Source organism: Enterobacter cloacae complex sp. 6730903 (assembly GCF_048283985.1).
GTDB lineage: Bacteria > Pseudomonadota > Gammaproteobacteria > Enterobacterales > Enterobacteriaceae > Enterobacter > Enterobacter hormaechei_C.
Genome location: NZ_JBLVXX010000041.1, coordinates 1 through 21,566 on the forward strand (window position 1 = coordinate 1; position 21,566 = coordinate 21,566).

Genomic DNA, 21,566 nt, shown 5'->3' on the forward strand with positions numbered 1-21,566 from the left:
CCCACCTGACCCCATGCCGAACTCAGAAGTGAAACGCCGTAGCGCCGATGGTAGTGTGGGGTCTCCCCATGTGAGAGTAGGGAACTGCCAGGCATCAAATTAAGTAGTAAGCCGGTGCATTAATCCGGTGGTTACAGAAGTATTCGGTGGAGCGGTAGTTCAGTCGGTTAGAATACCTGCCTGTCACGCAGGGGGTCGCGGGTTCGAGTCCCGTCCGTTCCGCCACTTATTAAAAGCCCTGAGCTAACGCTCAGGGCTTTTTTCTTATCTGTCGTTTGATTGTTGCGAAATTAGCAAAAATCCTCTGCATTTTACGATCTTTTTCGTCATAACAACTACAGCGATAATTCTCCTCAGTTTACGAACATAACGATTGAGGAATCATATGACTATCCCTGCACTGGGTCTGGGCACTTTCCGCCTGAAAGACGATGTTGTTATTGCATCTGTTAAAACCGCACTCGAGTTGGGCTATCGTGCTATTGATACGGCGCAGATTTATGATAACGAAGCTGCCGTAGGTCAGGCCATCGAAGAGAGTGGCGTACCGCGCGACGAACTTTTCATCACCACTAAAATCTGGATTGAGAATCTCAGCAAAGACAAGCTGATCCCAAGCCTGAAGGAAAGTCTGAAAAAGCTGCGTACTGACTATGTTGATCTGACGCTGATCCACTGGCCATCTCCTGACGATGCCGTCTCTGTGGAGGAGTTCATGCAGGCGCTGCTGGAAGCGAAAGAGCAGGGCTTAACGCGTGAAATTGGCATCTCTAACTTCACTATCCCATTGATGGAAAGGGCGATTGCCGCAGTGGGTAAAGAAAATATCGCCACCAACCAGATTGAACTCTCTCCTTACCTGCAAAACCGTAAAGTCGTGGACTGGGCGAAACAGCACGGTATCCACATCACCTCATACATGACGCTGGCCTATGGTAAGGCACTGAAAGATGAAGTGATTACGCGTATCGCTGAGAAACATAACGCGACTGCTGCGCAGGTCATTCTGGCATGGGCAATGGGTGAAGGTTATGTCGTGATCCCGTCTTCAACCAAACGTGAAAACCTGGCAAGTAACCTGTTAGCGCGGGATCTCCAGCTTGATGATGAAGATAACAACGCGATCGCTGCACTGGAATGCAACGATCGTCTGGTCAGCCCGGAAGGGTTAGCCCCAGACTGGGATTAATAAAAGCCCTCCCTCTGTACCCTTAAACCCTCACACAGCTCCTCCGGGAGCTGTTTTTATATGTTCGCTAAGGAAGTCGATAAAAGCGCGTATGCGCGTACTTACCGCTCTGTCACTGTAATACACTGCGCTAAAAGGCATCTCTACAGGTAAGCGTTTGTCAGCCATCAGTTCTACAAGCTGACCCGCAGCTATTTCCTTATCGATCATATAGTCTGATAAACAGGCGATCCCATTTCCTTCAAGACAAAGCTGTTTCAGCGTTTCCCCGCTATTAGACGAAAGTCCGCAGGTGATCTCATGAAGTTGTCCGTCATGACAGGCCACGGGCCAGGTATTCAGCGAGACAGGTTCCGTAAAGCCCAGGCACAGGTGCTGCTTCAGCTCCTCAACGGTCTCAGGTTTGCCATGCTCAGCAATATATTGCGGTGACGCGATAATTTTGCGATAGCTGGTGAACAGAGGGCGAGCGCGTAAACTTGAATCCGTCAGGGTTCCCGCGCGGATCGCCACATCAACTTTACGCTCAATAAGATTGATAAACGTCTCGGAGGAGACCAGAGACAGAGTCATCTCCGGGTAACGCTCCCGGAATGGCTTGATTAACGGCATCAGAAAATGAAGCACGACCGGCGTCGCCGCATCAATACGTAGCAATCCACGCGGAGTGCTACGTGACTCCATTATTTCCGTCTCAGCTGCCGCCATCTCCTGCAAAACGGATTGTACGCGGCGAAAATAACGTTCACCTTCTTCCGTCAGGCTGAGCTGCCGCGTTGTTCTGTTGAGCAGGCTCACCCCGAGCTTCATCTCCAGCTTTTTTACCGAGCGGCTGATGGCGGAGTTCGCCTGCCCGAGCTGTTCGGCCGCACGGCTGAAGCTGCCGCTTTCAACAACGGCAACAAAGATAGTCAGTTCTTCCGATGTGGCTTTCATTATTGCATCATCCGCAAAATTCTATTGAGATTCTAACCATTTTTGTTATTTAAACACTGGCGCATACTGCCTGTCATCTTAATCCTGAAGAGACGGAGTATTTATGCCACTGGCGCTTCTTGCCCTGACGATCAGTGCCTTCGCAATTGGCACGACCGAATTTGTTATTGTAGGACTTGTCCCCACCATTGCTGAACAACTCGCCATTTCGCTGCCTTCTGCCGGTCTGCTGGTATCTATTTACGCGTTAGGCGTCGCTGTTGGGGCGCCTGTGCTGACCGCACTGACTGGACGCTTTCCACGTAAACAACTGTTAGTTGCCCTGATGGTGCTCTTCACCGCCGGCAATATTCTGGCGTGGCAGGCTCCTGACTACACCACGCTGGTCATTGCCCGTTTGCTGACTGGCCTCGCGCACGGTGTCTTCTTCTCCATCGGTTCCACGATTGCAACCAGCCTGGTGCCAAAAGAGAAAGCGGCGTCAGCCATTGCGATTATGTTTGGCGGCTTAACCGTCGCGCTGGTGACCGGCGTGCCGTTAGGAACGTTTATTGGGCAACATTTTGGCTGGCGAGAAACCTTCCTCGCGGTATCGCTGTTGGGCGTGATTGCTCTGGTAGCCAGCCTGCTGCTGGTGCCCTCCAGTATTCCGGGACGCGCGAGCGCCAGCCTGAGCGATCAGGTTAAGGTTCTGACACACCCGCGCCTGCTGCTGATCTATGCCGTTACGGCGCTGGGTTATGGAGGTGTGTTCACTGCGTTCACTTTCCTTGCACCGATGATGCAGGAGCTGGCTGGTTTTTCTCCGGGCGCAGTGAGCTGGATTTTACTGGGCTACGGTATCTCCGTCGCAATCGGCAATATCTGGGGCGGTAAGCTTGCAGATAAGCATGGTGCGGTACCGGCGCTAAAATTTATCTTCGCCGCGCTGGTTGTCCTGCTGATGATTTTCCAGTTCACCGCGTCGATACAATATGCCGCGCTGGTAACGGTATTGGTTATGGGAATATTCGCTTTTGGTAACGTACCGGGATTGCAGGTCTATGTTGTACAGAAAGCCGAACGCTATACGCCCAATGCGGTGGATGTCGCATCCGGCCTGAATATCGCCGCATTCAATATCGGTATCGCACTCGGATCGGTTATCGGCGGGCAGACGGTTGAACACGTTGGATTAACCCAAACGCCATGGATTGGTGCGGTAATTGTGCTTGTCGCTTTCCTCCTTATTGGGCTGAGTGGACGGCTTGATAAACCCGCTCGCGTCGCGCTTGGATAAGTATCAGTAAGTGCTTGCTTACAAAACTGGAAAGCGGTTTCTCAGTAATTGCGTTGAAAGTGTGACCTAAAATCCCTATAACATTAGAACCAGTCCGTTTTCCGGGCTGGTTCATGTTACAGAGGCCGTTTCCGAAAGTGCGAAAAAATACCTATGCCATGCGTTATGTAGCCGGAATGCCCGCGGAGAGGATCTTGCCTCCGGGGTCGTTTGCGAGCCTCAGCCAGGCATTACCAGCGGGCACTCCATTAAGCAGTGACGAAAAAATTCGCGTACTGGTGTGGAACATCTTTAAGCAACAGCGCGCGGAGTGGTTATCCGTACTTCAAAATTTTGGTAAAGATGCACATCTGGTTCTGTTACAGGAGGCGCAAACCACGCCTGAGCTGGTCAGGTTTGCAACGACAAACTATCTTGCAGCCGATCAGGTGCCAGCCTTTGTTCTGCCACAGCATCCTTCTGGGGTGATGACCCTTTCAGCCGCACATCCGGTCTATTGCTGCCCGCTGCGTGAACGTGAGCCAATCCTGCGTCTGGCAAAATCGGCGCTGGTCACGGTCTATCCGTTGCCCGACACCCGTCTGCTGATGGTGGTAAACATTCATGCGGTGAACTTCAGCCTGGGGGTTGATGTGTACAGTAAGCAGTTACTTCCCATTGGCGATCAGATTGCTCATCACAGTGGGCCGATCATTATGGCCGGGGACTTCAATGCCTGGAGCCGTCCGCGTATGAACGCGTTGTACCGCTTCGCGCGTGAAATGTCGCTGCGTGAAGTTCGTTTTAACGATGACCAGCGCAAGAAAGCGTTTGGTCGTCCTCTCGATTTTGTCTTCTATCGGGGTTTAAGCGTGCACGACGCCTCCGTTCTGGTGACGCGCGCCTCCGATCATAATCCTCTACTAGTTGAATTCAGTCCCGGCAAACCTGATAAATAATGGTGCGTCAGGTCTGCCGTGGGGCAGGCCTGTGCGGGTGCTGCCCTTTCTTTTTTAACCCATAAAAGGACAGCAACATGACAACAACACACTCCCATCATGACAACGTCGAAAAACAGTTTGGTTCTCAGGCAAGTGCCTACCTGAGCAGCGCCGTGCACACCTCTGGCCGCGATCTGGTACGTCTCGGCGAACGGCTCGCCGCGTTTCCTGACGCGCACGTGCTGGACTTAGGCTGCGGGGCGGGGCACGCCAGTTTTACCGCCGCACAGCAGGTTGCTCAGGTGACGGCGTATGACTTATCGAGCCAGATGCTCGATGTGGTTGCTGAAGCGGCGAAAGCGAAAGGGCTGAATAACGTCACGACGCGCCAGGGCTACGCTGAATCTTTACCCTTTGAGGATGCGTCGTTTGAGGTTGTGATTAGCCGTTACTCTGCACACCACTGGCATGATGTGGGGCAGGCATTACGGGAAGTGAAACGCGTACTCAAACCGGGCGGAATCTTCATCATCATGGACGTGATGTCTCCCGGACATCCGGTACGAAATATCTGGCTCCAGACGGTTGAAGCGCTGCGTGATACCTCGCACGTGCAAAACTACTCCAGTGGAGAGTGGCTTACGTTTATCACCGAAGCCGGCTTGATTTCACGCTCATTGATTACCGACCGTTTGCCGCTGGAGTTTACGTCATGGATTGCGCGGATGCGCACACCGGAGGCTTTGACTCAGGCGATCCGATTGTATCAGGAGAGCGCCTCTGCTGACGTGAAGGCGTACTTTGAACTGCATGACGATGGTTCGTTTACCAGCGACACCATTATGGCTGAAGCGCAAAAAGCGGGATAAATAAAAAAGGCATCGAGGGGAATCGGTGCCTTTTTAACAAGCGATCGTACTATCAGGAATCTGGCGTAGCGCTGTTTTTCACAAACAACGTCAGCTGGTCGCCAGGTTGCAGGTTGTCAGTATCGTTGTTCCAGCGCATCACATCTTTGATGTTTACGCCGTGACGCTTAGCAATACTGGACAGCGAGTCGCCTTTACGTACGCGATAGGTAATGCTATCGCTGTTTTTAGCGAGACGCTGTGCGCTGCTACCTGCACCTATGGTCAGCGTTTGACCCACTTTCAGACCCGATCCGCGCAGATTATTCCACTGCTGGAGATCTTTCGCATTCACGCCAAGACGTGATGCAATACCTGAAAGCGTATCACCTGAACGCACCTTATAGCTGCGGCTGCTTACAGGCGACGTATCAGCGATCAGCGTGGACTGAACGGCTGCAATTTCACCCGAAGCTAAAGACTCTCGTAACTGTTCCGCATGTTTCTGCGGAATCATCACATAGCGTGGGCCACTAGCACCCAGCGTGGAGCCTTTAACACCTGCATTAAAGGTTTTAAGCTTACTTACCGACATACCCGTCATATCGGCAACCTGTTGAATATCAACCGGGCTGCTGAGGCGGACACGCGCCAGTGCACGACTTTCGTCTGGTGTTGGCAGTTGTACACCGTAACGTTTGCTGTTCTTGAGAATGTCACTCAGTGCCAGCATTTTCGGTACGTAAATCTTTGTTTCCTGTGGCAGTGAGAGCGACCAGAAGTCTGTGGATTTTCCACGCGCTTTATTCGCTTTCATTGCCTTCAGTACACGACCTTCACCACTGTTATACGCCGCGACAGTCAATAACCAGTCGCCGTCAAACATCTTGTTCAGACGTTGCATCATGTCGAGAGCGGCTGTCGTTGAAGCGACAACATCACGACGCGCATCGTAGTTGCGGGTCTGCTTTAAACCATAATTTCGCCCTGTGCTCGGAATGATCTGCCAGATGCCTGCTGCATTGGCGCCAGACGTCGCGTGCGGGTCAAAAGCGCTCTCCACTATGGGTAGTAGTACCAGTTCCATAGGCATGTTACGTTTCTTAACTTGCCCGGCTATCCAGTACATATACGGCTCTGCCCGTAATGTTACATCGTGGAGATAGCTCTTATTTCTCAAATACTTCTGTTTCTGTTCGCGAATCCGGCTGTTTTCCGGAATTCCCATCTTTAGCTCGTCGCCAATAGAGGCCCACAAGTCTTGTTCCTGCGCGAAGGATGTCCCATCGTCCAACCATCGCGCCTGACTCGTAAACTTCCCTGCTTCCCCTTGACCAGCCGCAGAAAGGCTCTGTGCGTGCTGTTGTACGTTGCTGCCGTTTTGTGACTGGCAACCTACAAGCAGGACAGAGGCGAGTAATATCGCTTTTGCCTTCATGTGTGTGTCAATAGTTGCTTAAAAGACGAGCGATGATAACGGCGAAATTTTGAAAAGGCAACCCGCAATTATCTGAAGTTATCTTTCTTTGACCTTAACCATGCAAATCGCGCTTCAGGTTGTAACAAATTTGTTTCTTGATTAATTTTATTAATTAAATCAACATCATCAGTTCTTAAAAATAAATTTATTTGTCGCTCATTTTTCAGAATTACGGGGAGTGTTTTTTGGTTTTTTGCACGTAACTCCTTCACTTTCTGGTAATAATCCTGAATCGCCCGATCCTCAGGCAGCACGCTTGCAGCAAACTTCATATTCCCTAATGTATACTCATGTGCGCAACAAATTACGGTGTCGGCTGGCAACGCATTAATTTTTTGTAAAGATTGATACATTTGTTCTGGCGTGCCTTCAAACAGCCTTCCACAGCCGCCGGAAAACAGCGTGTCGCCACAAAACAGATAAGGTTTGCTGTAGAAACAGAGATGACCGGAAGTGTGACCTGGCGTAGCAAATACGGAAAACTCCCATCCGAGGATGAGGATACTTTCGCCTTCTTCGACAACTTGCGTCGTACCCTTATCCTGTGTCTCTGCTGGTCCGTAGACGGGAAGAAGGGGATAGCGCGCAAGGAGATCGGGAACACCGCCGACATGATCGTGATGGTGATGGGTAAGGAGGATCGCTTCCGGCTGCCAGCCGTTTTCTTTTATCGCGTGCAGGATCGGTGCGGATTCGCCTGGATCAACAATAATGCATCTGCGATCGTCGTCGACTAAAACCCAGATGTAATTGTCCTGAAAGGCGGAAATACTGATAAGATTCATGCATTACCTCTTATAGCGTGGCGGGTGTTTTGATGAAACCGGCAAGGATACCTCAGACTGTCGCACCACCGGAACGTTGGGCAGAGTTGCCCTGGGGTGAATATTATCGCGAGGCCTTAGAGCTTCAGCTTAAACCCTGGCTCGCGAAAATGTATGGTTTTCACCTGCTTAAGATTGGCAATCTGAGCGCAGAAATCAATACCGAAAGCTGCGCTATCTCGCATCAGGTTAGCGTATCGCTTAATGGCTCCCCGGTTCAGGTGAAAGCAGATCCGCTGCATTTGCCGTTCGCGGAAAAATCCATTGATGCCTGTCTGCTCGCCCACACGCTGCCCTGGTGCAGCGATCCCCACCGTCTGCTGCGGGAGGCCGACCGCGTTTTGATTGATGACGGCTGGCTGATCCTGAGCGGTTTTAATCCGCTGAGTCTGATGGGGCTACGTAAACTGACGCCCGTTCTGCGTCGCACGCCGCCTTATAACAGCAGGATGTTTACCATGATGCGCCAGCTGGACTGGCTTTCACTGTTAAATTTCGAAGTGCTGAGCTACGGGGGTTTTCAGGTCATCCCCTGGACGCGTAAAGGCGGGGTCTTATTAAGCACCCATTTACCCGCGCTGGGCTGCATGCAATTTATTGTCGCGCGTAAGAGGACGATCCCCCTTACGCTCAACCCGATGAAGCAAAGCAAATCAAAAACGCGGATCCGCCAGACCGTGGGGGCCACGCGGCAGTACAAAAAACCGTGATCAGGATTCAGGTTGATAACCTGCATCCTCATGGGTCGGGTTGGATGCCGCCGCGCGAGCCAGCTCGTCACAGCGTTCGTTTTCAGGGTGACCGGCGTGCCCCTTTACCCACTCCCATTTGATTTCGTGCTGACCGAGGGCGGCATCAAGACGCTTCCAGAGATCGACATTCTTGACGGGTTTTTTCTCTGCCGTTTTCCAGCCCCGTTTTTTCCAGTTGTGGATCCATTGGGTAATGCCCTGGCGGACATACTGGCTGTCGGTACTCAGCACCACGTCACAATGCTCTTTTAAGGCTTCCAGCGCCACGATGGCCGCCATTAGCTCCATGCGGTTGTTGGTGGTCAGGAAATAGCCTTCACTAAATGTTTTTTCATGCTGGCGATAGCGCATAATGGCGCCATAGCCGCCGGGCCCTGGGTTACCGAGACAAGATCCATCGGTGAAAATTTCTACCTGTTTACGCATCTCTGGTAGACTTCCTGTATTTGAAACGTTCAGTAAAACGATAAGTCTGACATAAATGACCGCTATGAGCACTGCAATTACTCGCCAGATTGTTCTTGATACCGAAACCACCGGTATGAACCAGATTGGCGCCCACTACGAAGGGCACAAAATCATTGAGATTGGTGCCGTTGAAGTGGTGAACCGTCGCCTTACGGGCAACAACTTCCACGTTTACCTTAAACCCGATCGGCTGGTGGACCCGGAAGCGTTCGGCGTTCACGGAATTGCCGATGAGTTTTTGCTGGATAAGCCCACCTTTGCCGACGTCGCAGATGAATTTCTCGACTACATCAGAGGTGCGGAACTTGTCATTCATAACGCGTCGTTCGATATCGGCTTTATGGACTATGAGTTCAGCAAGCTCAACCGTGATATTCCGAAGACGAATACGTTCTGTAAAGTCACGGATAGCCTGGCGCTGGCAAGGAAGATGTTCCCCGGCAAGCGTAACAGTCTTGATGCCCTGTGCTCTCGCTATGAGATAGACAACACCAAGCGAACGCTGCACGGCGCGTTGCTCGATGCCCAGATCCTGGCCGATGTCTACCTGACCATGACCGGCGGGCAAACGTCGATGAAATTCAGTATGGAAAATGAATCCCAGCAGACGCGGGATGAAGGGGGAATTCAGCGCATTGTGCGTCAGGCGAATCGCCTGCGGGTTGTTTTAGCCAGTGATGAAGAACTGATGAACCATGAATCTCGTCTCGATTTAGTGCAGAAGAAGGGCGGAAGCTGTCTGTGGCGCACGTGAAAATGTGCTGAAACGTTTGTTAAATCACCGTTTGGGTGAATTTTGCAGCAAACGATTCAAAACCTGAGAAAAAGCGTTGACGAGTTCAGAGGCAAACCGTAATATTCGCCTCGTTCCCCAAACGGGAACAGTGGAGCGGTAGTTCAGTCGGTTAGAATACCTGCCTGTCACGCAGGGGGTCGCGGGTTCGAGTCCCGTCCGTTCCGCCACTATTCAGGCCCACGTTATTTATAACGTGGGCCTTTTTCATTTCTGCTTTTCCCTGATGTTACGCAAGGCGATAAGCCAGGGTAACATCGCGGGTTGCGTTTATCCGATCGTAAACGGATCTGCATCCTGCCAGGCCGGAAACTTCTCCCGATACTCCTTTAACGCCGTTAACGAGATCTCAGCGTCAATTCGTGTTGCCTGATGCGGCTCGGCGGTGGCAATAATCTCTCCCTGCGGACTGATCACCCGGCTGTCACCGCGATAGTGATGCCCGTTGCCGTCCGTTCCCACGCGGTTACAGCCAACGACATAAGCCTGATTTTCAATCGCGCGCGCGGTCAGTAAAGCCTGCCAGTGCAGGGAGCGTGGGGCGGGCCAGTTGGCGACGTACAACGCCAGGTCATAATCGTTGCGGTTGCGCGACCACACCGGGAAGCGCAGGTCATAGCAGACCAGCGGCAAAATACGCCAGCCGCGCCATTCAAATACCACGCGTTCGCTTCCGGCTTCATAATGTTGATGTTCATCCGCCATGCGGAACAGGTGGCGCTTATCGTAGAAATGGACTTTTCCTTCCGGCTCGACCAGCAGGAAGCGGTTGACCGGTCCGCGCCCGGTCTGGAGTGCGACGCTACCGGCAATCAGCGCATTTGTTTCCTGCGCCCTGGCGTGCATCCAGGCCACCACCTCGTCCTGCGGCATGGACTGTTTTGCTGCCTCCATCGCGAAACCTGTGGTAAACATCTCCGGCAGGACAATCACATCGCGTCCGGTAATCTCTTCCAGCTGGCGATCAAAATGGCGAAGGTTGGCGGGGCCGTCCATCCACACTAAAGGTTGCTGCAAAACAGAAATCTTTAAACCAGGCACGATACAGGCTCCTTAATAAACACTTTTTGACACTGTAGCACGTCATTACCAGAAAATGTGGCAATAAAAAACCCCGCGCGGGGCGGGGTTTGTGGGAGCAAAAGGCCTTATGCCGCTTCAGGTTTGCGGTGTTTCTCTGGCAGCTTTACCGGCTGTGTCGCCAGCTCTTCAGGTTCGAAATCATCCACATTAATACTGCGCAGACGGCTCTCTTCGGCTTTCACCAGAATCGCAGCTTCGCTGTTGTCGATGATGCCACCCGCCAGCGCCTGTTTTGCCAGCTCATCCAGTCGTGTAAACGGCAGGTTTTTGCCCAGCTGTTTGCAGATCTTCTGGTGAATCGGGTCGGCGGCCATCACGTCAAGCAGCGCCTCTTCCAGCAAACCTACCGGGTTATGCGGGGTAGGTGCCAGATATTGACCCCGACCAATACGAGAGCGGGTTGCGCTTGGTACCTGGAGGATTTTTGCCACTTTGTGATCCAGCTTGTCGGACGGCGCCAGGTGATGACGACCGGTCGGGAAGATCACCGCGCGCAGGGCACCCGCTACGAAGCGGTTCGGGAAGTTCGCCAGCAGATCGTCAATCGCCTGTTCGGCCTGATACATCGCATCCTGCACGCCCCAGTGCACCAGCGGCAGATCCGCTTCCTGACGGCCTTCATCGTCGTAGCGTTTCAGCACCGCAGAGGCCAGGAAGATCTGGCTCAGCACATCACCCAGACGGGCGGAGATGCGTTCGCGACGCTTCAGGCTACCGCCCAGCACCGCCATGGAAACGTCAGACAGCAGGGCCAGGTTGGCGCTCAGACGGTTCAGATGCTGGTAGTAACGTTTGGTCGCATCGCCGGTTGGCGTCGCGCTGGTCAGCCCGCGCGTCAGGCCCAGCCAGAAGCTGCGCACCTTGTTACTGCCGACGTGACCGATATGTTTGAACAGCAGCTTGTCGAAGGCATCCAAATCATTATTCTGCGCGGCAGCCATCTCTTCCAGCACGTACGGATGGCAACGAATCGCACCCTGGCCGAAGATCATCATGCTGCGGGTCAGGATGTTTGCCCCTTCCACGGTGATGGCAATCGGCGCACCCTGATAGCCGCGCGCCAGGAAGTTGCCTTCGCCGAGCATGATACCTTTACCGCCTGCGATATCCATTGCATCAATAATTGACTGCTGTGCGCGGTGGGTACAGTGATACTTCACAATCGCTGACAGCACGGCGGGTTTTTCGCCCAGCATAATGCCGTAGGTAATCAGCGAGGCTGCGGCGTCCATCACGTAGGCATTGCCCGCAATACGCGCCAGCGGCTCTTCGATACCTTCCATCTTGCCGATGGAGATTTTGAACTGACGGCGGATATGCGCGTAAGCCCCAATCCCCATCGCCACCGATTTCAGACCGCCTGTTGAGTTCGACGGCAGGGTAATGCCGCGGCCCACAGACAGACATTCCACCAGCATACGCCAGCCCTGCCCGGCCATTTTCGGGCCACCGATGATGTAGTCAATCGGGACAAAGATATCCTGACCGCGGGTAGGACCGTTCTGGAACGGTACGTTCAGCGGGAAGTGACGGCGACCAATTTCAACGCCCGGGGTTGAGGTTGGGATCAGCGCACAGGTAATACCCAGCTCTTCTTCACCGCCCAGCAGTTTTTCCGGGTCAGAGAGTTTGAACGCCAGGCCCAGCACCGTGGCAATAGGTGCGAGGGTGATATAACGTTTGTTCCAGGTCAGGCGCATACCCAGCACCTGCTGGCCCTGCCATTCGCCCATGCAAACCACGCCGGTATCAGGGATTGCGCCGGCATCGGAGCCCGCTTCGGGGCTGGTCAGCGCGAAGCACGGAATTTCCTGACCACGCGCCAGACGCGGCAGGTAGTGATCTTTCTGCTCTTCTGTACCGTAATGCTGTAACAGCTCGCCCGGGCCTAAGGAGTTTGGCACGCCAACGGTGATCGCCAGGATCCCGGAGACACCCGCCAGTTTTTGCAGTACGCGAGCCTGAGCGTAAGCGGAGAATTCCAGACCGCCGTACTCTTTCTTAATGATCATCGCGAAGAAGCGATGCTCTTTCAGGTATGCCCACAGCTCAGGCGGCAGGTCGGCCATTTCGTGAGTGATGGCAAAGTCGTTTGCCATGCGGCACGCTTCTTCTACCGGACCATCAATAAAGGCTTGTTCTTCGGCGGTCAGACGCGGCTGCGGATAGTTGTGAAGCTTTTTCCAGTCGGGGTTGCCCTGGAACAGATCGCCTTCCCACCAGATTGTACCGGCGTCAATCGCTTCTTTCTCTGTACGCGACATCGGCGGCATCACTTTACGGAATCCCCTGAACACCGGCGCAGAGATCATCGACTTACGCATCGGCGTCAGGTTGAACGGCAGCAAAATGATGGCCAGGGGAACAAGGACCCAGATATTCCACAGACCAGCGACGCCAAGTGCAGCCGTCCAGGCCAGAAGAATCAGGCTACTCAGGAATAAACTGACACGGTGATAGAACAACACACCGAGCAGCACAACGGTTGCGAAAATGCTCAAAATCATCATAAAGATAAGCTCCCTTGCTTGTAGGAGGTCTGACCACTTGTGATGATATGGTTGTAGTTGATGTCATTTCCTTTAGCAATGTGTTTACAAAATAATTACAACCTGGTTCACATTGTTCGCGTTTTAGCCGGCACAAAAAATCAAAACGCCGGACGATTCGCATGGCTTTAGCTTCTCGCTTTTACTGCTATCCGGTACACTCCACTGTGTTATTTCATCAATACTGAAGGATTATCCTCATGTACCAGGATCTTATTCGTAACGAACTGAACGAAGCGGCGGAAACGCTGGCGAATTTTCTGAAAGATGATGCCAATATTCACGCTATTCAGCGCGCGGCGGTCCTGCTTGCCGACAGCTTCAAAGCCGGCGGTAAAGCGCTCTCCTGCGGTAACGGCGGTTCCCACTGTGACGCCATGCACTTCGCCGAAGAGCTGACCGGACGCTATCGCGAAAACCGTCCGGGCTACCCGGCGATTGCGATTTCCGACGTGAGCCACATCTCCTGTGTAGGCAACGACTTCGGTTACGACCATATCTTTTCCCGCTACGTTGAAGCCGTAGGCCGTGAAGGCGACGTGCTGCTGGGTATCTCCACGTCCGGTAACTCTGCTAACGTGATCAAAGCGATCGCCGCCGCGCGTGAGAAGGGCATGAAAGTGATCACCCTGACCGGGAAAGATGGCGGTAAGATGGACGGTACAGCGGACATTGAAATCCGTGTACCACACTTCGGTTATGCGGATCGCGTTCAGGAAATTCACATCAAAGTGATCCACATCCTGATCCAACTGATCGAAAAAGAGATGGTTAAGTAAGACTTCGCTGGGGGGCGCCGGTGCCCCCCGCTGTTGTGGAGGTGATCTATGTGCGAACTGCTCGGGATGAGCGCCAATGTGCCAACCGATATCTGCTTTAGTTTTACCGGGCTGGTTCAGCGCGGTGGAGGAACCGGGCCGCATAAAGACGGCTGGGGTATTACCTTCTACGAAGGCAAAGGATGTCGCACGTTTAAAGATCCACAACCCAGCTTTAACTCACCCATTGCCAGACTGGTGCAGGACTATCCTATTAAATCCTGTTCGGTGATCGCCCATATCCGCCAGGCAAATCGCGGCGAAGTGGCGCTGGAAAATACCCATCCGTTTACCCGTGAACTGTGGGGCCGTAACTGGACCTATGCGCACAACGGGCAGCTTTCGGGCTATAAGTCGCTGGAAACCGGCAATTTCCGTCCTGTCGGTGAAACGGACAGCGAAAAAGCATTTTGCTGGCTGCTGCACAAGCTGACCGAGCGCTACCCCCGTACGCCCGGCAACATGACCGCCGTTTTTAAGTACATAGCGTCACTGGCGTCTGAGTTACGCGAGAAGGGCGTCTTTAATATGCTGCTGTCTGACGGGCGCTACGTGATGGCGTTCTGCTCGACGAATCTGTTCTGGATCACCCGACGTGCGCCGTTTGGCGTCGCCACGCTGCTCGATCAGGATGTGGAAATTGATTTTCAGAAGGAGACCACACCGAACGATGTGGTCACTGTCATTGCAACGCAGCCGCTGACCGGCAACGAAACCTGGCAAAAGATCATGCCAGGCGAGTGGGCGCTATTTTGTCTCGGGGACCGCGTAATTTGACGCCAGCTGCGGCTGAACCACTTCATGGCTGAGCGGTTTACTCACCACGTAACGGCCATTGACGATGGACACCACCGGCGGCTTATGGGTCTGCTCGAAGTAGTCATAGCCCGGTTTTAGCTGTTTCCAGAAATCTGTGTAAACAGAGTACTTATGGCGCGCCATGTTCGCATCCGTCATACGGAACGGATAGATGCTGACCTGAACATTCGGCTGGCCGAAGACCAGTGCGCCCGTGACAAACTGGAAGATTTCATCAATGCCGGAATCCGTCATCGCATAACAACCGACTGACACGCAGGCACCGTGAATCATCAGGTATTTCCCTTCGTAACCGTGCGCACGGTCGAAGGCATTGGGGAAACCGATGTTAATCGCTTTATAGAAGCGGCTGTCCGGTTTTAGCTGGTTACGCTGAACGTTGTAAAACCCTTCCGGACTTTTGAAGTCACCCTGGCGCTGTTTCGGCCCCAGCCCGCCAGAATAGTTACAGATTTTGTAGCTATCGAGCAGCTGATACGTCTCGCCCATTTTGACAAACAGATCGAGTGTGCGCTCTTCCTTGAAGATTTGAATATAAACCGGGGATCCCATCAACTGCTGTTTATACTCTTTGCTGACCGGCGTCGTTGAACTATTACTGCCAAGCAGCCCGGCAAACGACATGCACGGTATCAGAAGCATCGCAATGAACAATGCGATTTTACGCATACTACTGGTTCCTTGATAAAACAATGACCAACTTGCCAGAACGGCAAAAGACACCCGAAATCAGACTAATCTGGACAGGAGCGCTCACATTAGCACCGATGGAGATTTTCGCAAGAGCCAACCTTTGCGTTTACAAATTAGTTTTACTTTATAACCCATTCATAATGTCCTGACTCCAGGAACTTTGCGCAATAGCTCGCATTTCGGCGCGCCAGACGGCGGATTTACTGCCCCTGGCAGGGCCGAAAATGGTACACTCCGGCCTCTCTGGATTGTTGTTCATGGATACCTGCTAACCACATGTTTAGAATCAGAAAAGGACTCGATCTGCCAATCTCTGGCGTGCCTGAACAGCACGTCACCACCGGCGCCAGTATTCATCATGTCGCTATTGTAGGTGATGATTACGTGGGCATGCGTCCCGCGATGCTGGTACAGGAAGGCGATCGCGTAATAAAAGGCCAGGCGCTCTTCGAGGATAAAAAAAATCCTGGCGTTATGTTTACAGCCCCAGCCAGCGGCACCGTTGTCGCCATCCATCGTGGTGAGCGTCGTGTCCTGCAATCGGTTGTTATTCAAATTGAAGGCGATGAGAAACGCGAATTTGCGCGTTTTGACGCCGCCGATCTTGCCACCCTCAGCCACGACGCGGTGCAGACGCAACTGCTGGAGTCGGGACTGTGGACGGCGCTTCGCACGCGCCCCTATAGCAAAACGCCCGTGCCAGGCACTGTGCCGGCCGCTATCTTCGTTACGGCCATCGACACCAACCCGCTCAGCGCAGATCCGCAGCCTCTTATTCTGGCGGAACGAAACGCTTTCGATGCCGGCCTCACCGTGTTAACGCGCCTGACGCCGGGCAAAGTGCATGTCTGCCAGGCCAGCGGCGGTAAGCTGGGCGGGCATCCGCAAGGGCAGGTGGCCTTTAATGAATTTGCCGGCCCGCATCCGGCCGGGCTGGTGGGAACGCATATTCATTTCCTGGAGCCGGTAAGCCTGACGAAACAGGTCTGGCATCTTAATTATCAGGACGTGATCGCTATCGGTAAGCTGTTCACCACGGGTGAGCTGTGCGCAGAACGCATTATTGCCATCGGCGGCCCTCAGGCAACCCAACCGCGTCTGGTTCGCACGCTGCTTGGGGCGGACCTGACGGCGCTGTTGGCTGGCGAAACGAAAGAGGGTGAAAACCGTATTATTTCCGGTTCGGTGCTGAGCGGCAGGCACGCGACAGGCCCGATGGCCTGGCTGGGTCGTTTCCATCTTCAGGTGAGCGTTGTGCTTGAAGGACGCGAGAAAGAGCTGTTCGGCTGGGTACTGCCTGGTGCAGAAAAATACTCGGTAACGCGCACCACGCTCGGCCACTTCCTGCGTCGTAAGCTGTTTAACTTCTCCACCAGCACCAACGGCGGTGAGCGCGCCATGGTTCCGATTGGCAACTACGAACGCGTGATGCCGCTGGATATTCTGCCCACCGTGCTGCTGCGCGATCTCCTGGCCGGCGATACCGACGGTGCCCAGGCGCTGGGCTGTCTGGAGCTGGACGAAGAAGATCTGGCGCTGTGTACCTATGTGTGTCCAGGTAAATACGAATATGGGCCCGTATTGCGCGAGGTGTTAACCCGCATTGAGCAGGAAGGATAACCATGGGCTTAAAACACCTCTTTGAAAAAATTGAGCCGCACTTTACCGAAGGGAAGCTCAAAAAGTACTACCCGCTGTATGAAGCGACAACGACCATTTTCTACACGCCGGGTCTGGTGACGAAAGGCGCGGCGCACGTTCGCGACGCCATCGACCTCAAGCGAATGATGATTCTGGTCTGGTTTGCGGTCTTCCCGGCCATGTTCTGGGGGATGTATAATGTTGGGTTGCAAACTATTCCGGCGCTGCACCATATGTACGATGCAGAGCAGCTGGCGCAGGTGATTCAGTCTGACTGGCACTATCGTCTGGCGCAGTCGCTGGGGGTGAGCTTTGCGGCAGATGCCGGCTGGGTCAGCATGATGACGCTGGGCGCTGTCTTCTTCCTCCCTATCTATATGACTGTCTTTATCGTGGGCGGTTTCTGGGAGGTGCTGTTCGCTATTATTCGCAAACATGAGATCAACGAGGGCTTCTTTGTCACCTCTATTCTGTTTGCGCTGATTGTCCCGCCAACGCTGCCGCTCTGGCAGGCGGCGATGGGGATCAGCTTTGGCGTGGTGATTGCCAAGGAGATCTTCGGTGGGACCGGACGCAACTTCCTCAACCCGGCGCTGGCAGGGCGCGCGTTCCTGTTCTTTGCTTATCCGGCGCAAATCTCGGGAGACCTGGTGTGGACGGCAGCAGACGGATTCTCCGGCGCGACGCCACTTTCACAGTGGGCGGCAGGCGGCGGCGAAACGCTGGTCAACAATGCAACCGGACAGCCTGTCACCTGGTTTGATGCGTTTATCGGCAATATTCCGGGCTCCATCGGTGAAGTGTCTACCCTGATGATTTTGATCGGCGGGGCCATCATCCTCTTTGGCCGCGTGGCGTCCTGGCGCATTGTCGCTGGCGTCATGCTCGGGATGGTACTCACCGCCACGCTTTTCAACTTCATTGGTTCAGACACAAACCCGATGTTCTCCATGCCGTGGTACTGGCACCTCGTGCTGGGAGGCTTTGCGTTTGGCATGATGTTCATGGCCACCGATCCGGTCTCGGCTTCGTTTACCGACAGAGGTAAATGGTGTTACGGCGTGCTCATTGGGGTGATGTGTGTACTGATTCGCGTGGTCAACCCGGCCTATCCGGAAGGGATGATGTTGGCCATTCTGTTTGCCAATCTGTTTGCGCCGCTGTTCGACTACCTGGTCGTGCGCGCCAACATTAAGCGGAGGAAGGCGCGTGGCTGAGATCAAAAATAACGACAGCATCAGCAAAACGCTGCTGGTGGTGCTGGTACTGTGTCTGGTCTGTTCCATTGTCGTGGCCGGTTCTGCCGTAGGGTTAAAACCGCTACAGCAGGAGCAACGAGCGCTGGATAAACAGCGTAACATCCTGGCCGTGGCCGGGCTGATGCAGGAAGGCATGACGAAGGATGACGTCGCAGCGGTGTTTGCCGAACGTATTACCGCACGGCTGGTGGATTTAAAAACCGGGGAGTTAATGGAAAAAGACCCGGCGAAATACAACCAGGCGCTGGCGCTAAAAGATCCGCAGATGAGCACCACGCTTGACGCCTCGCAGGATCCGGCAGGCATTAAGCGCCGCAGCAATGTCGCGGAGATTTACCTCGTCCGTGACGAGCAAAAGCGCATCCAGGAAATCGTGTTGCCCATCTATGGCAACGGTTTATGGTCAATGATGTACGCCTTTGTGGCGTTGGATACCGATGGTCGTACGGTCAAAGGCATTACTTATTACGATCAGGGCGAAACACCAGGGCTGGGGGGCGAAGTTGAGAACCCTAACTGGCGGGCACAGTTTGTTGGTAAAAAAGTGCTCGACGACAACGGCCAGCCTGCGCTGAAGGTGGTGAAAGGGGGTGCGCGTCCCGGCGATGAATTTGCCGTTGATGGCCTTTCCGGCGCCACGCTCACCTCTAACGGTGTGCAGCACAGCTTTGATTTCTGGATGGGTGAACTGGGCTTTGGTCCCTTCCTGAAGAATGTACGTGAAGGAGCGCTGAAAAATGGCTGATACGGGTGAACTGAAAGAAGTTAAAAAGGTATTGATTGGCCCGCTGTTAGCCAATAACCCGATAACGCTACAGGTGCTGGGGGTGTGCTCGGCGCTGGCGGTGACCACCAAGCTGGAAACGGCGGTGGTCATGACGCTGGCGGTAACGCTGGTGACAGCGTTTTCCAGCATGTTTATCTCAATGATCCGCCACCACATACCCAACAGCGTGAGGATCATCGTGCAGATGGCGATCATCGCCTCGCTGGTGATCGTGGTCGATCAGCTCCTGCGCGCCTTCGCCTATGAAACCTCGAAGCAGCTTTCGGTGTTTGTCGGCCTGATAATCACCAACTGCATCGTGATGGGGCGTGCTGAAGCCTATGCGATGAAAATGCCACCGCTGGCGAGCTTTATGGACGGTATCGGCAACGGCCTGGGTTACGGCGTGATCCTGTTGACGGTCGGTTTCCTGCGCGAACTTATTGGCAGCGGCAAGCTGTTTGGCATCCCGGTGCTGGATACGGTACAGAACGGCGGCTGGTATCTGCCGAACGGCCTGTTCCTGCTGGCCCCAAGCGCATTTTTCATTATCGGTTTGCTGATCTGGCTAATTCGTACGTTGAAGCCTGAACAGCAGGAAAAGGAGTAACCGACAATGGCTCATTACCTGAGTTTATTTGTGCGCGCGGTGTTTGTTGAAAACATGGCGCTCGCTTTCTTCCTGGGCATGTGTACCTTCCTTGCCGTTTCTAAAAAGGTATCGACGGCATTTGGTCTGGGCGTGGCAGTTACCGTTGTGCTGGGGCTTTCCGTTCCCATTAACAACCTGGTCTTCAACTTCGTGCTGCGCGATGGCGCGCTGGTGGAGGGGGTTGATCTTAGCTTCCTGAACTTCATCACCTTTATTGGGGTGATTGCGGCGCTTGTTCAGATCCTGGAGATGATCCTCGATAAATACTTCCCGTCGCTGTACAACGCGCTGGGGATCTTCCTGCCGCTGATCGCCGTGAACTGCGCCATTTTTGGCGGCGTCTCGTTTATGGTTCAGCGCGATTACAACTTCAGTGAATCGGTTGTGTATGGTTTCGGTTCCGGTATCGGCTGGATGCTGGCGATTGTCACCATGGCGGGGATCCGCGAAAAAATGAAATATGCCAACGTACCTGCGGGGCTTCGTGGCTTAGGGATCACCTTTATCACCACCGGCCTGATGGCGTTGGGCTTTATGTCCTTCTCCGGTGTGCAGCTATAAGGGCTAACAGATGGAAATTATTCTTGGCGTGGTGATGTTCACGCTGATAGTACTGGTGCTGTCAGGGCTGATCCTGGCGGCGCGTGCGAAGCTGGTCAATTCCGGGGATGTGATCATTGATATCAATGACGATCCGCAGAATCAGATCCGTACCCCGGCAGGGGATAAGCTGCTTAACACGCTCTCCGGCAACGGGATTTTTGTCTCGTCTGCCTGTGGCGGCGGTGGATCCTGTGGCCAGTGCCGTGTGACGGTGAAAGAGGGCGGCGGTGATATTCTGCCTACGGAACTGTCGCATATCACGAAGCGTGAAGCGAAAGAGGGATGCCGTCTGGCGTGTCAGGTCGCTGTGCGCCAGAACATGAAAATTGAGCTGCCGGAGGAGATCTTCGGTGTGAAAAAATGGGAGTGCGAAGTTATCTCTAACGATAATAAAGCCACATTCATCAAAGAGCTCAAGCTGCGTGTCCCTGAAGGGGAGAGCGTTCCGTTCCGTGCGGGTGGGTATATCCAGATTGATTGTCCGGCACACACCGTCGCGTATGCTGACTTCGACGTGCCCGAGGAATACCGGGCAGACTGGGATAAATTTAACCTCTTCCGCTTTGTTTCCGAGGTAAAAGAGCCCGCGCTTCGCGCCTATTCCATGGCTAACTATCCGGAAGAGAAGGGCATTATTATGCTCAACGTGCGTATCGCCACGCCGCCACCGAATGTGCCTGATGCACCCCCTGGCGTCATGTCGTCGTATATCTGGTCCCTCAAGCCTGGCGACAAAGTGACGATTTCCGGCCCGTTTGGGGAGTTCTTCGCCAAAGATACCGATGCGGAGATGGTCTTTATCGGCGGCGGTGCGGGTATGGCGCCGATGCGTTCGCATATTTTTGACCAGCTCAAACGACTTGGCAGCAAGCGTAAGATCAGCTTCTGGTACGGGGCGCGTTCACTGCGCGAAATGTTCTATGACGATGAGTTTGAACAACTGGCGCGTGATAACCCTAACTTTACCTTCCATGTGGCGCTATCCGATCCGCAGCCGGAAGATAACTGGACAGGCTATACGGGCTTCATCCACAACGTGCTGTATGAAAATTACCTCAAACAGCACCCGGCACCGGAAGACTGCGAGTTCTATATGTGTGGTCCACCAATGATGAACGCCGCCGTGATTAAGATGCTAAAAGATCTTGGTGTGGAAGATGAGAACATCATGCTCGATGATTTCGGAGGCTGATT

General features: G+C 53.7%; 21 protein-coding genes, 2 tRNA genes and 1 rRNA gene. 17 read left to right on the top strand and 7 right to left on the bottom strand.

Annotation, left to right across the window (positions count from 1 at the left end):
- From rrf to dkgB, 3 genes are all read left to right on the top strand, one after another.
- Nucleotides 1-93, top strand: a 5S ribosomal RNA gene (gene rrf / locus ACNQ0W_RS18805); the annotation flags it as partial.
- Between the two features lie 55 nt (nt 94-148).
- Nucleotides 149-225, top strand: a tRNA-Asp gene (locus ACNQ0W_RS18810).
- Between the two features lie 160 nt (nt 226-385).
- Nucleotides 386-1,189, top strand: a complete 804-nt coding sequence (gene dkgB / locus ACNQ0W_RS18815; protein WP_062933692.1) for a 2,5-didehydrogluconate reductase DkgB — start codon at nt 386-388, stop codon at nt 1,187-1,189.
- Between the two features lie 30 nt (nt 1,190-1,219).
- On the opposite strand, the gene yafC is transcribed toward dkgB, so the two are convergent.
- Nucleotides 1,220-2,125 carry a DNA-binding transcriptional regulator YafC gene (gene yafC / locus ACNQ0W_RS18820; RefSeq protein ID WP_015571393.1) on the bottom strand — a complete coding sequence of 302 codons (906 nt, stop codon included), beginning with the start codon at nt 2,123-2,125 and terminating at the stop codon, nt 1,220-1,222.
- A 103-nt stretch (nt 2,126-2,228) separates the two neighbouring features.
- Between yafC and ACNQ0W_RS18825 the strand changes: the two genes are divergently transcribed.
- From ACNQ0W_RS18825 to ACNQ0W_RS18835, 3 genes are all read left to right on the top strand, one after another.
- Entirely contained in the window at nt 2,229-3,404 is a 1,176-nt protein-coding gene (locus tag ACNQ0W_RS18825; protein WP_047738142.1) for an MFS transporter, read from the top strand.
- 137 nt (nt 3,405-3,541) lie between these two features.
- On the top strand, nt 3,542-4,342 hold the full coding sequence (locus ACNQ0W_RS18830; protein WP_032621812.1) for an endonuclease/exonuclease/phosphatase family protein: 801 nt from the start codon (nt 3,542-3,544) through the stop codon (nt 4,340-4,342).
- A 77-nt stretch (nt 4,343-4,419) separates the two neighbouring features.
- Complete coding sequence (locus tag ACNQ0W_RS18835; protein WP_116329869.1) at nt 4,420-5,193, top strand: class I SAM-dependent methyltransferase; 774 nt, start codon at nt 4,420-4,422, stop codon at nt 5,191-5,193.
- A gap of 52 nt (nt 5,194-5,245) precedes the next feature.
- On the opposite strand, the gene mltD is transcribed toward ACNQ0W_RS18835, so the two are convergent.
- Nucleotides 5,246-6,610, bottom strand: coding sequence for a murein transglycosylase D (mltD, locus tag ACNQ0W_RS18840; RefSeq protein ID WP_062933693.1), 1,365 nt, complete (start codon nt 6,608-6,610; stop codon nt 5,246-5,248).
- Between the two features lie 68 nt (nt 6,611-6,678).
- The gene (gloB, locus tag ACNQ0W_RS18845; RefSeq protein WP_062933694.1) at nt 6,679-7,437 is read right to left on the bottom strand and encodes a hydroxyacylglutathione hydrolase; all 759 of its coding nucleotides are present in this window, start codon (nt 7,435-7,437) and stop codon (nt 6,679-6,681) included.
- Nucleotides 7,438-7,469: 32 nt separating this feature from the next.
- Between gloB and ACNQ0W_RS18850 the strand changes: the two genes are divergently transcribed.
- A complete protein-coding gene (locus ACNQ0W_RS18850) occupies nt 7,470-8,186 on the top strand; it encodes a class I SAM-dependent methyltransferase (RefSeq protein WP_017383714.1) in 717 nt (238 codons plus the stop codon).
- Here the strand turns inward: ACNQ0W_RS18850 and rnhA are convergent, their stop codons facing one another.
- Nucleotides 8,187-8,765: a ribonuclease HI gene (gene rnhA, locus ACNQ0W_RS18855; RefSeq protein ID WP_160840538.1), complete on the bottom strand. Its 579-nt coding sequence runs from the start codon at nt 8,763-8,765 to the stop codon at nt 8,187-8,189. It abuts the gene before it with no gap.
- Between rnhA and dnaQ the strand changes: the two genes are divergently transcribed.
- Nucleotides 8,719-9,450, top strand: a complete 732-nt coding sequence (dnaQ, locus tag ACNQ0W_RS18860; protein WP_003863237.1) for a DNA polymerase III subunit epsilon — start codon at nt 8,719-8,721, stop codon at nt 9,448-9,450. The two genes, rnhA and dnaQ, sit on opposite strands and share 47 nt — an antisense overlap.
- Nucleotides 9,451-9,582: 132 nt before the next feature.
- Nucleotides 9,583-9,659 (top strand) — tRNA-Asp (locus ACNQ0W_RS18865).
- Nucleotides 9,660-9,759: 100 nt separating this feature from the next.
- Here ACNQ0W_RS18865 and ACNQ0W_RS18870 read toward each other — a convergent pair.
- On the bottom strand, nt 9,760-10,530 hold the full coding sequence (locus ACNQ0W_RS18870) for an amidohydrolase (protein WP_045911133.1): 771 nt from the start codon (nt 10,528-10,530) through the stop codon (nt 9,760-9,762).
- Nucleotides 10,531-10,637: 107 nt separating this feature from the next.
- The gene (gene fadE, locus ACNQ0W_RS18875) at nt 10,638-13,082 is read right to left on the bottom strand and encodes an acyl-CoA dehydrogenase FadE (RefSeq protein ID WP_116329868.1); all 2,445 of its coding nucleotides are present in this window, start codon (nt 13,080-13,082) and stop codon (nt 10,638-10,640) included.
- Nucleotides 13,083-13,321: 239 nt separating this feature from the next.
- Between fadE and lpcA the strand changes: the two genes are divergently transcribed.
- Both lpcA and ACNQ0W_RS18885 read left to right on the top strand, forming a co-directional pair.
- Nucleotides 13,322-13,900, top strand: coding sequence for a D-sedoheptulose 7-phosphate isomerase (lpcA, locus tag ACNQ0W_RS18880; RefSeq protein ID WP_062933696.1), 579 nt, complete (start codon nt 13,322-13,324; stop codon nt 13,898-13,900).
- Between the two features lie 48 nt (nt 13,901-13,948).
- Nucleotides 13,949-14,716, top strand: coding sequence for a class II glutamine amidotransferase (locus ACNQ0W_RS18885; RefSeq protein WP_017383120.1), 768 nt, complete (start codon nt 13,949-13,951; stop codon nt 14,714-14,716).
- On the opposite strand, the gene dpaA is transcribed toward ACNQ0W_RS18885, so the two are convergent.
- Nucleotides 14,687-15,427, bottom strand: coding sequence for a peptidoglycan meso-diaminopimelic acid protein amidase (dpaA, locus tag ACNQ0W_RS18890; protein WP_006810008.1), 741 nt, complete (start codon nt 15,425-15,427; stop codon nt 14,687-14,689). The two genes, ACNQ0W_RS18885 and dpaA, sit on opposite strands and share 30 nt — an antisense overlap.
- 300 nt (nt 15,428-15,727) lie before the next feature.
- Between dpaA and ACNQ0W_RS18895 the strand changes: the two genes are divergently transcribed.
- From ACNQ0W_RS18895 to nqrF, 6 genes are read left to right on the top strand one after another with little or no spacing between them, the layout of a single operon-like run.
- On the top strand, nt 15,728-17,071 hold the full coding sequence (locus tag ACNQ0W_RS18895; RefSeq protein ID WP_032647337.1) for a Na(+)-translocating NADH-quinone reductase subunit A: 1,344 nt from the start codon (nt 15,728-15,730) through the stop codon (nt 17,069-17,071).
- 2 nt (nt 17,072-17,073) lie between these two features.
- Nucleotides 17,074-18,309: an NADH:ubiquinone reductase (Na(+)-transporting) subunit B gene (locus tag ACNQ0W_RS18900; protein ID WP_062933697.1), complete on the top strand. Its 1,236-nt coding sequence runs from the start codon at nt 17,074-17,076 to the stop codon at nt 18,307-18,309.
- On the top strand, nt 18,302-19,096 hold the full coding sequence (locus tag ACNQ0W_RS18905) for a Na(+)-translocating NADH-quinone reductase subunit C (protein WP_062933698.1): 795 nt from the start codon (nt 18,302-18,304) through the stop codon (nt 19,094-19,096). Before ACNQ0W_RS18900 ends, ACNQ0W_RS18905 begins: the two co-directional genes overlap by 8 nt.
- Nucleotides 19,089-19,727, top strand: a complete 639-nt coding sequence (locus ACNQ0W_RS18910) for an NADH:ubiquinone reductase (Na(+)-transporting) subunit D (RefSeq protein ID WP_003863219.1) — start codon at nt 19,089-19,091, stop codon at nt 19,725-19,727. Before ACNQ0W_RS18905 ends, ACNQ0W_RS18910 begins: the two co-directional genes overlap by 8 nt.
- A gap of 6 nt (nt 19,728-19,733) precedes the next feature.
- Nucleotides 19,734-20,330, top strand: coding sequence for an NADH:ubiquinone reductase (Na(+)-transporting) subunit E (gene nqrE / locus ACNQ0W_RS18915; RefSeq protein ID WP_003863217.1), 597 nt, complete (start codon nt 19,734-19,736; stop codon nt 20,328-20,330).
- A 10-nt stretch (nt 20,331-20,340) separates the two neighbouring features.
- The gene (gene nqrF / locus ACNQ0W_RS18920) at nt 20,341-21,564 is read left to right on the top strand and encodes an NADH:ubiquinone reductase (Na(+)-transporting) subunit F (protein WP_015571374.1); all 1,224 of its coding nucleotides are present in this window, start codon (nt 20,341-20,343) and stop codon (nt 21,562-21,564) included.
- The last annotated feature ends 2 nt before the right edge of the window (nt 21,565-21,566 follow it).

What these genes read in the sequence shown, in the direction of transcription:
- nqrF (WP_015571374.1), top strand. Translation starts at nt 20,341, where the DNA reads ATGGAAATTATTCTTGGCGTGGTGATGTTCACGCTGATAGTACTGGTG.
- ACNQ0W_RS18885 (WP_017383120.1), top strand. Translation starts at nt 13,949, where the DNA reads ATGTGCGAACTGCTCGGGATGAGCGCCAATGTGCCAACCGATATCTGC.
- ACNQ0W_RS18835 (WP_116329869.1), top strand. Translation starts at nt 4,420, where the DNA reads ATGACAACAACACACTCCCATCATGACAACGTCGAAAAACAGTTTGGT.
- mltD (WP_062933693.1), bottom strand. Translation starts at nt 6,610, where the DNA reads ATGAAGGCAAAAGCGATATTACTCGCCTCTGTCCTGCTTGTAGGTTGC.
- nqrE (WP_003863217.1), top strand. Translation starts at nt 19,734, where the DNA reads ATGGCTCATTACCTGAGTTTATTTGTGCGCGCGGTGTTTGTTGAAAAC.
- ACNQ0W_RS18895 (WP_032647337.1), top strand. Translation starts at nt 15,728, where the DNA reads ATGTTTAGAATCAGAAAAGGACTCGATCTGCCAATCTCTGGCGTGCCT.
- yafC (WP_015571393.1), bottom strand. Translation starts at nt 2,125, where the DNA reads ATGAAAGCCACATCGGAAGAACTGACTATCTTTGTTGCCGTTGTTGAA.
- ACNQ0W_RS18825 (WP_047738142.1), top strand. Translation starts at nt 2,229, where the DNA reads ATGCCACTGGCGCTTCTTGCCCTGACGATCAGTGCCTTCGCAATTGGC.
- lpcA (WP_062933696.1), top strand. Translation starts at nt 13,322, where the DNA reads ATGTACCAGGATCTTATTCGTAACGAACTGAACGAAGCGGCGGAAACG.
- ACNQ0W_RS18910 (WP_003863219.1), top strand. Translation starts at nt 19,089, where the DNA reads ATGGCTGATACGGGTGAACTGAAAGAAGTTAAAAAGGTATTGATTGGC.
- gloB (WP_062933694.1), bottom strand. Translation starts at nt 7,437, where the DNA reads ATGAATCTTATCAGTATTTCCGCCTTTCAGGACAATTACATCTGGGTT.
- fadE (WP_116329868.1), bottom strand. Translation starts at nt 13,082, where the DNA reads ATGATGATTTTGAGCATTTTCGCAACCGTTGTGCTGCTCGGTGTGTTG.
- ACNQ0W_RS18850 (WP_017383714.1), top strand. Translation starts at nt 7,470, where the DNA reads ATGAAACCGGCAAGGATACCTCAGACTGTCGCACCACCGGAACGTTGG.
- ACNQ0W_RS18900 (WP_062933697.1), top strand. Translation starts at nt 17,074, where the DNA reads ATGGGCTTAAAACACCTCTTTGAAAAAATTGAGCCGCACTTTACCGAA.
- dkgB (WP_062933692.1), top strand. Translation starts at nt 386, where the DNA reads ATGACTATCCCTGCACTGGGTCTGGGCACTTTCCGCCTGAAAGACGAT.
- dpaA (WP_006810008.1), bottom strand. Translation starts at nt 15,427, where the DNA reads ATGCGTAAAATCGCATTGTTCATTGCGATGCTTCTGATACCGTGCATG.
- dnaQ (WP_003863237.1), top strand. Translation starts at nt 8,719, where the DNA reads ATGAGCACTGCAATTACTCGCCAGATTGTTCTTGATACCGAAACCACC.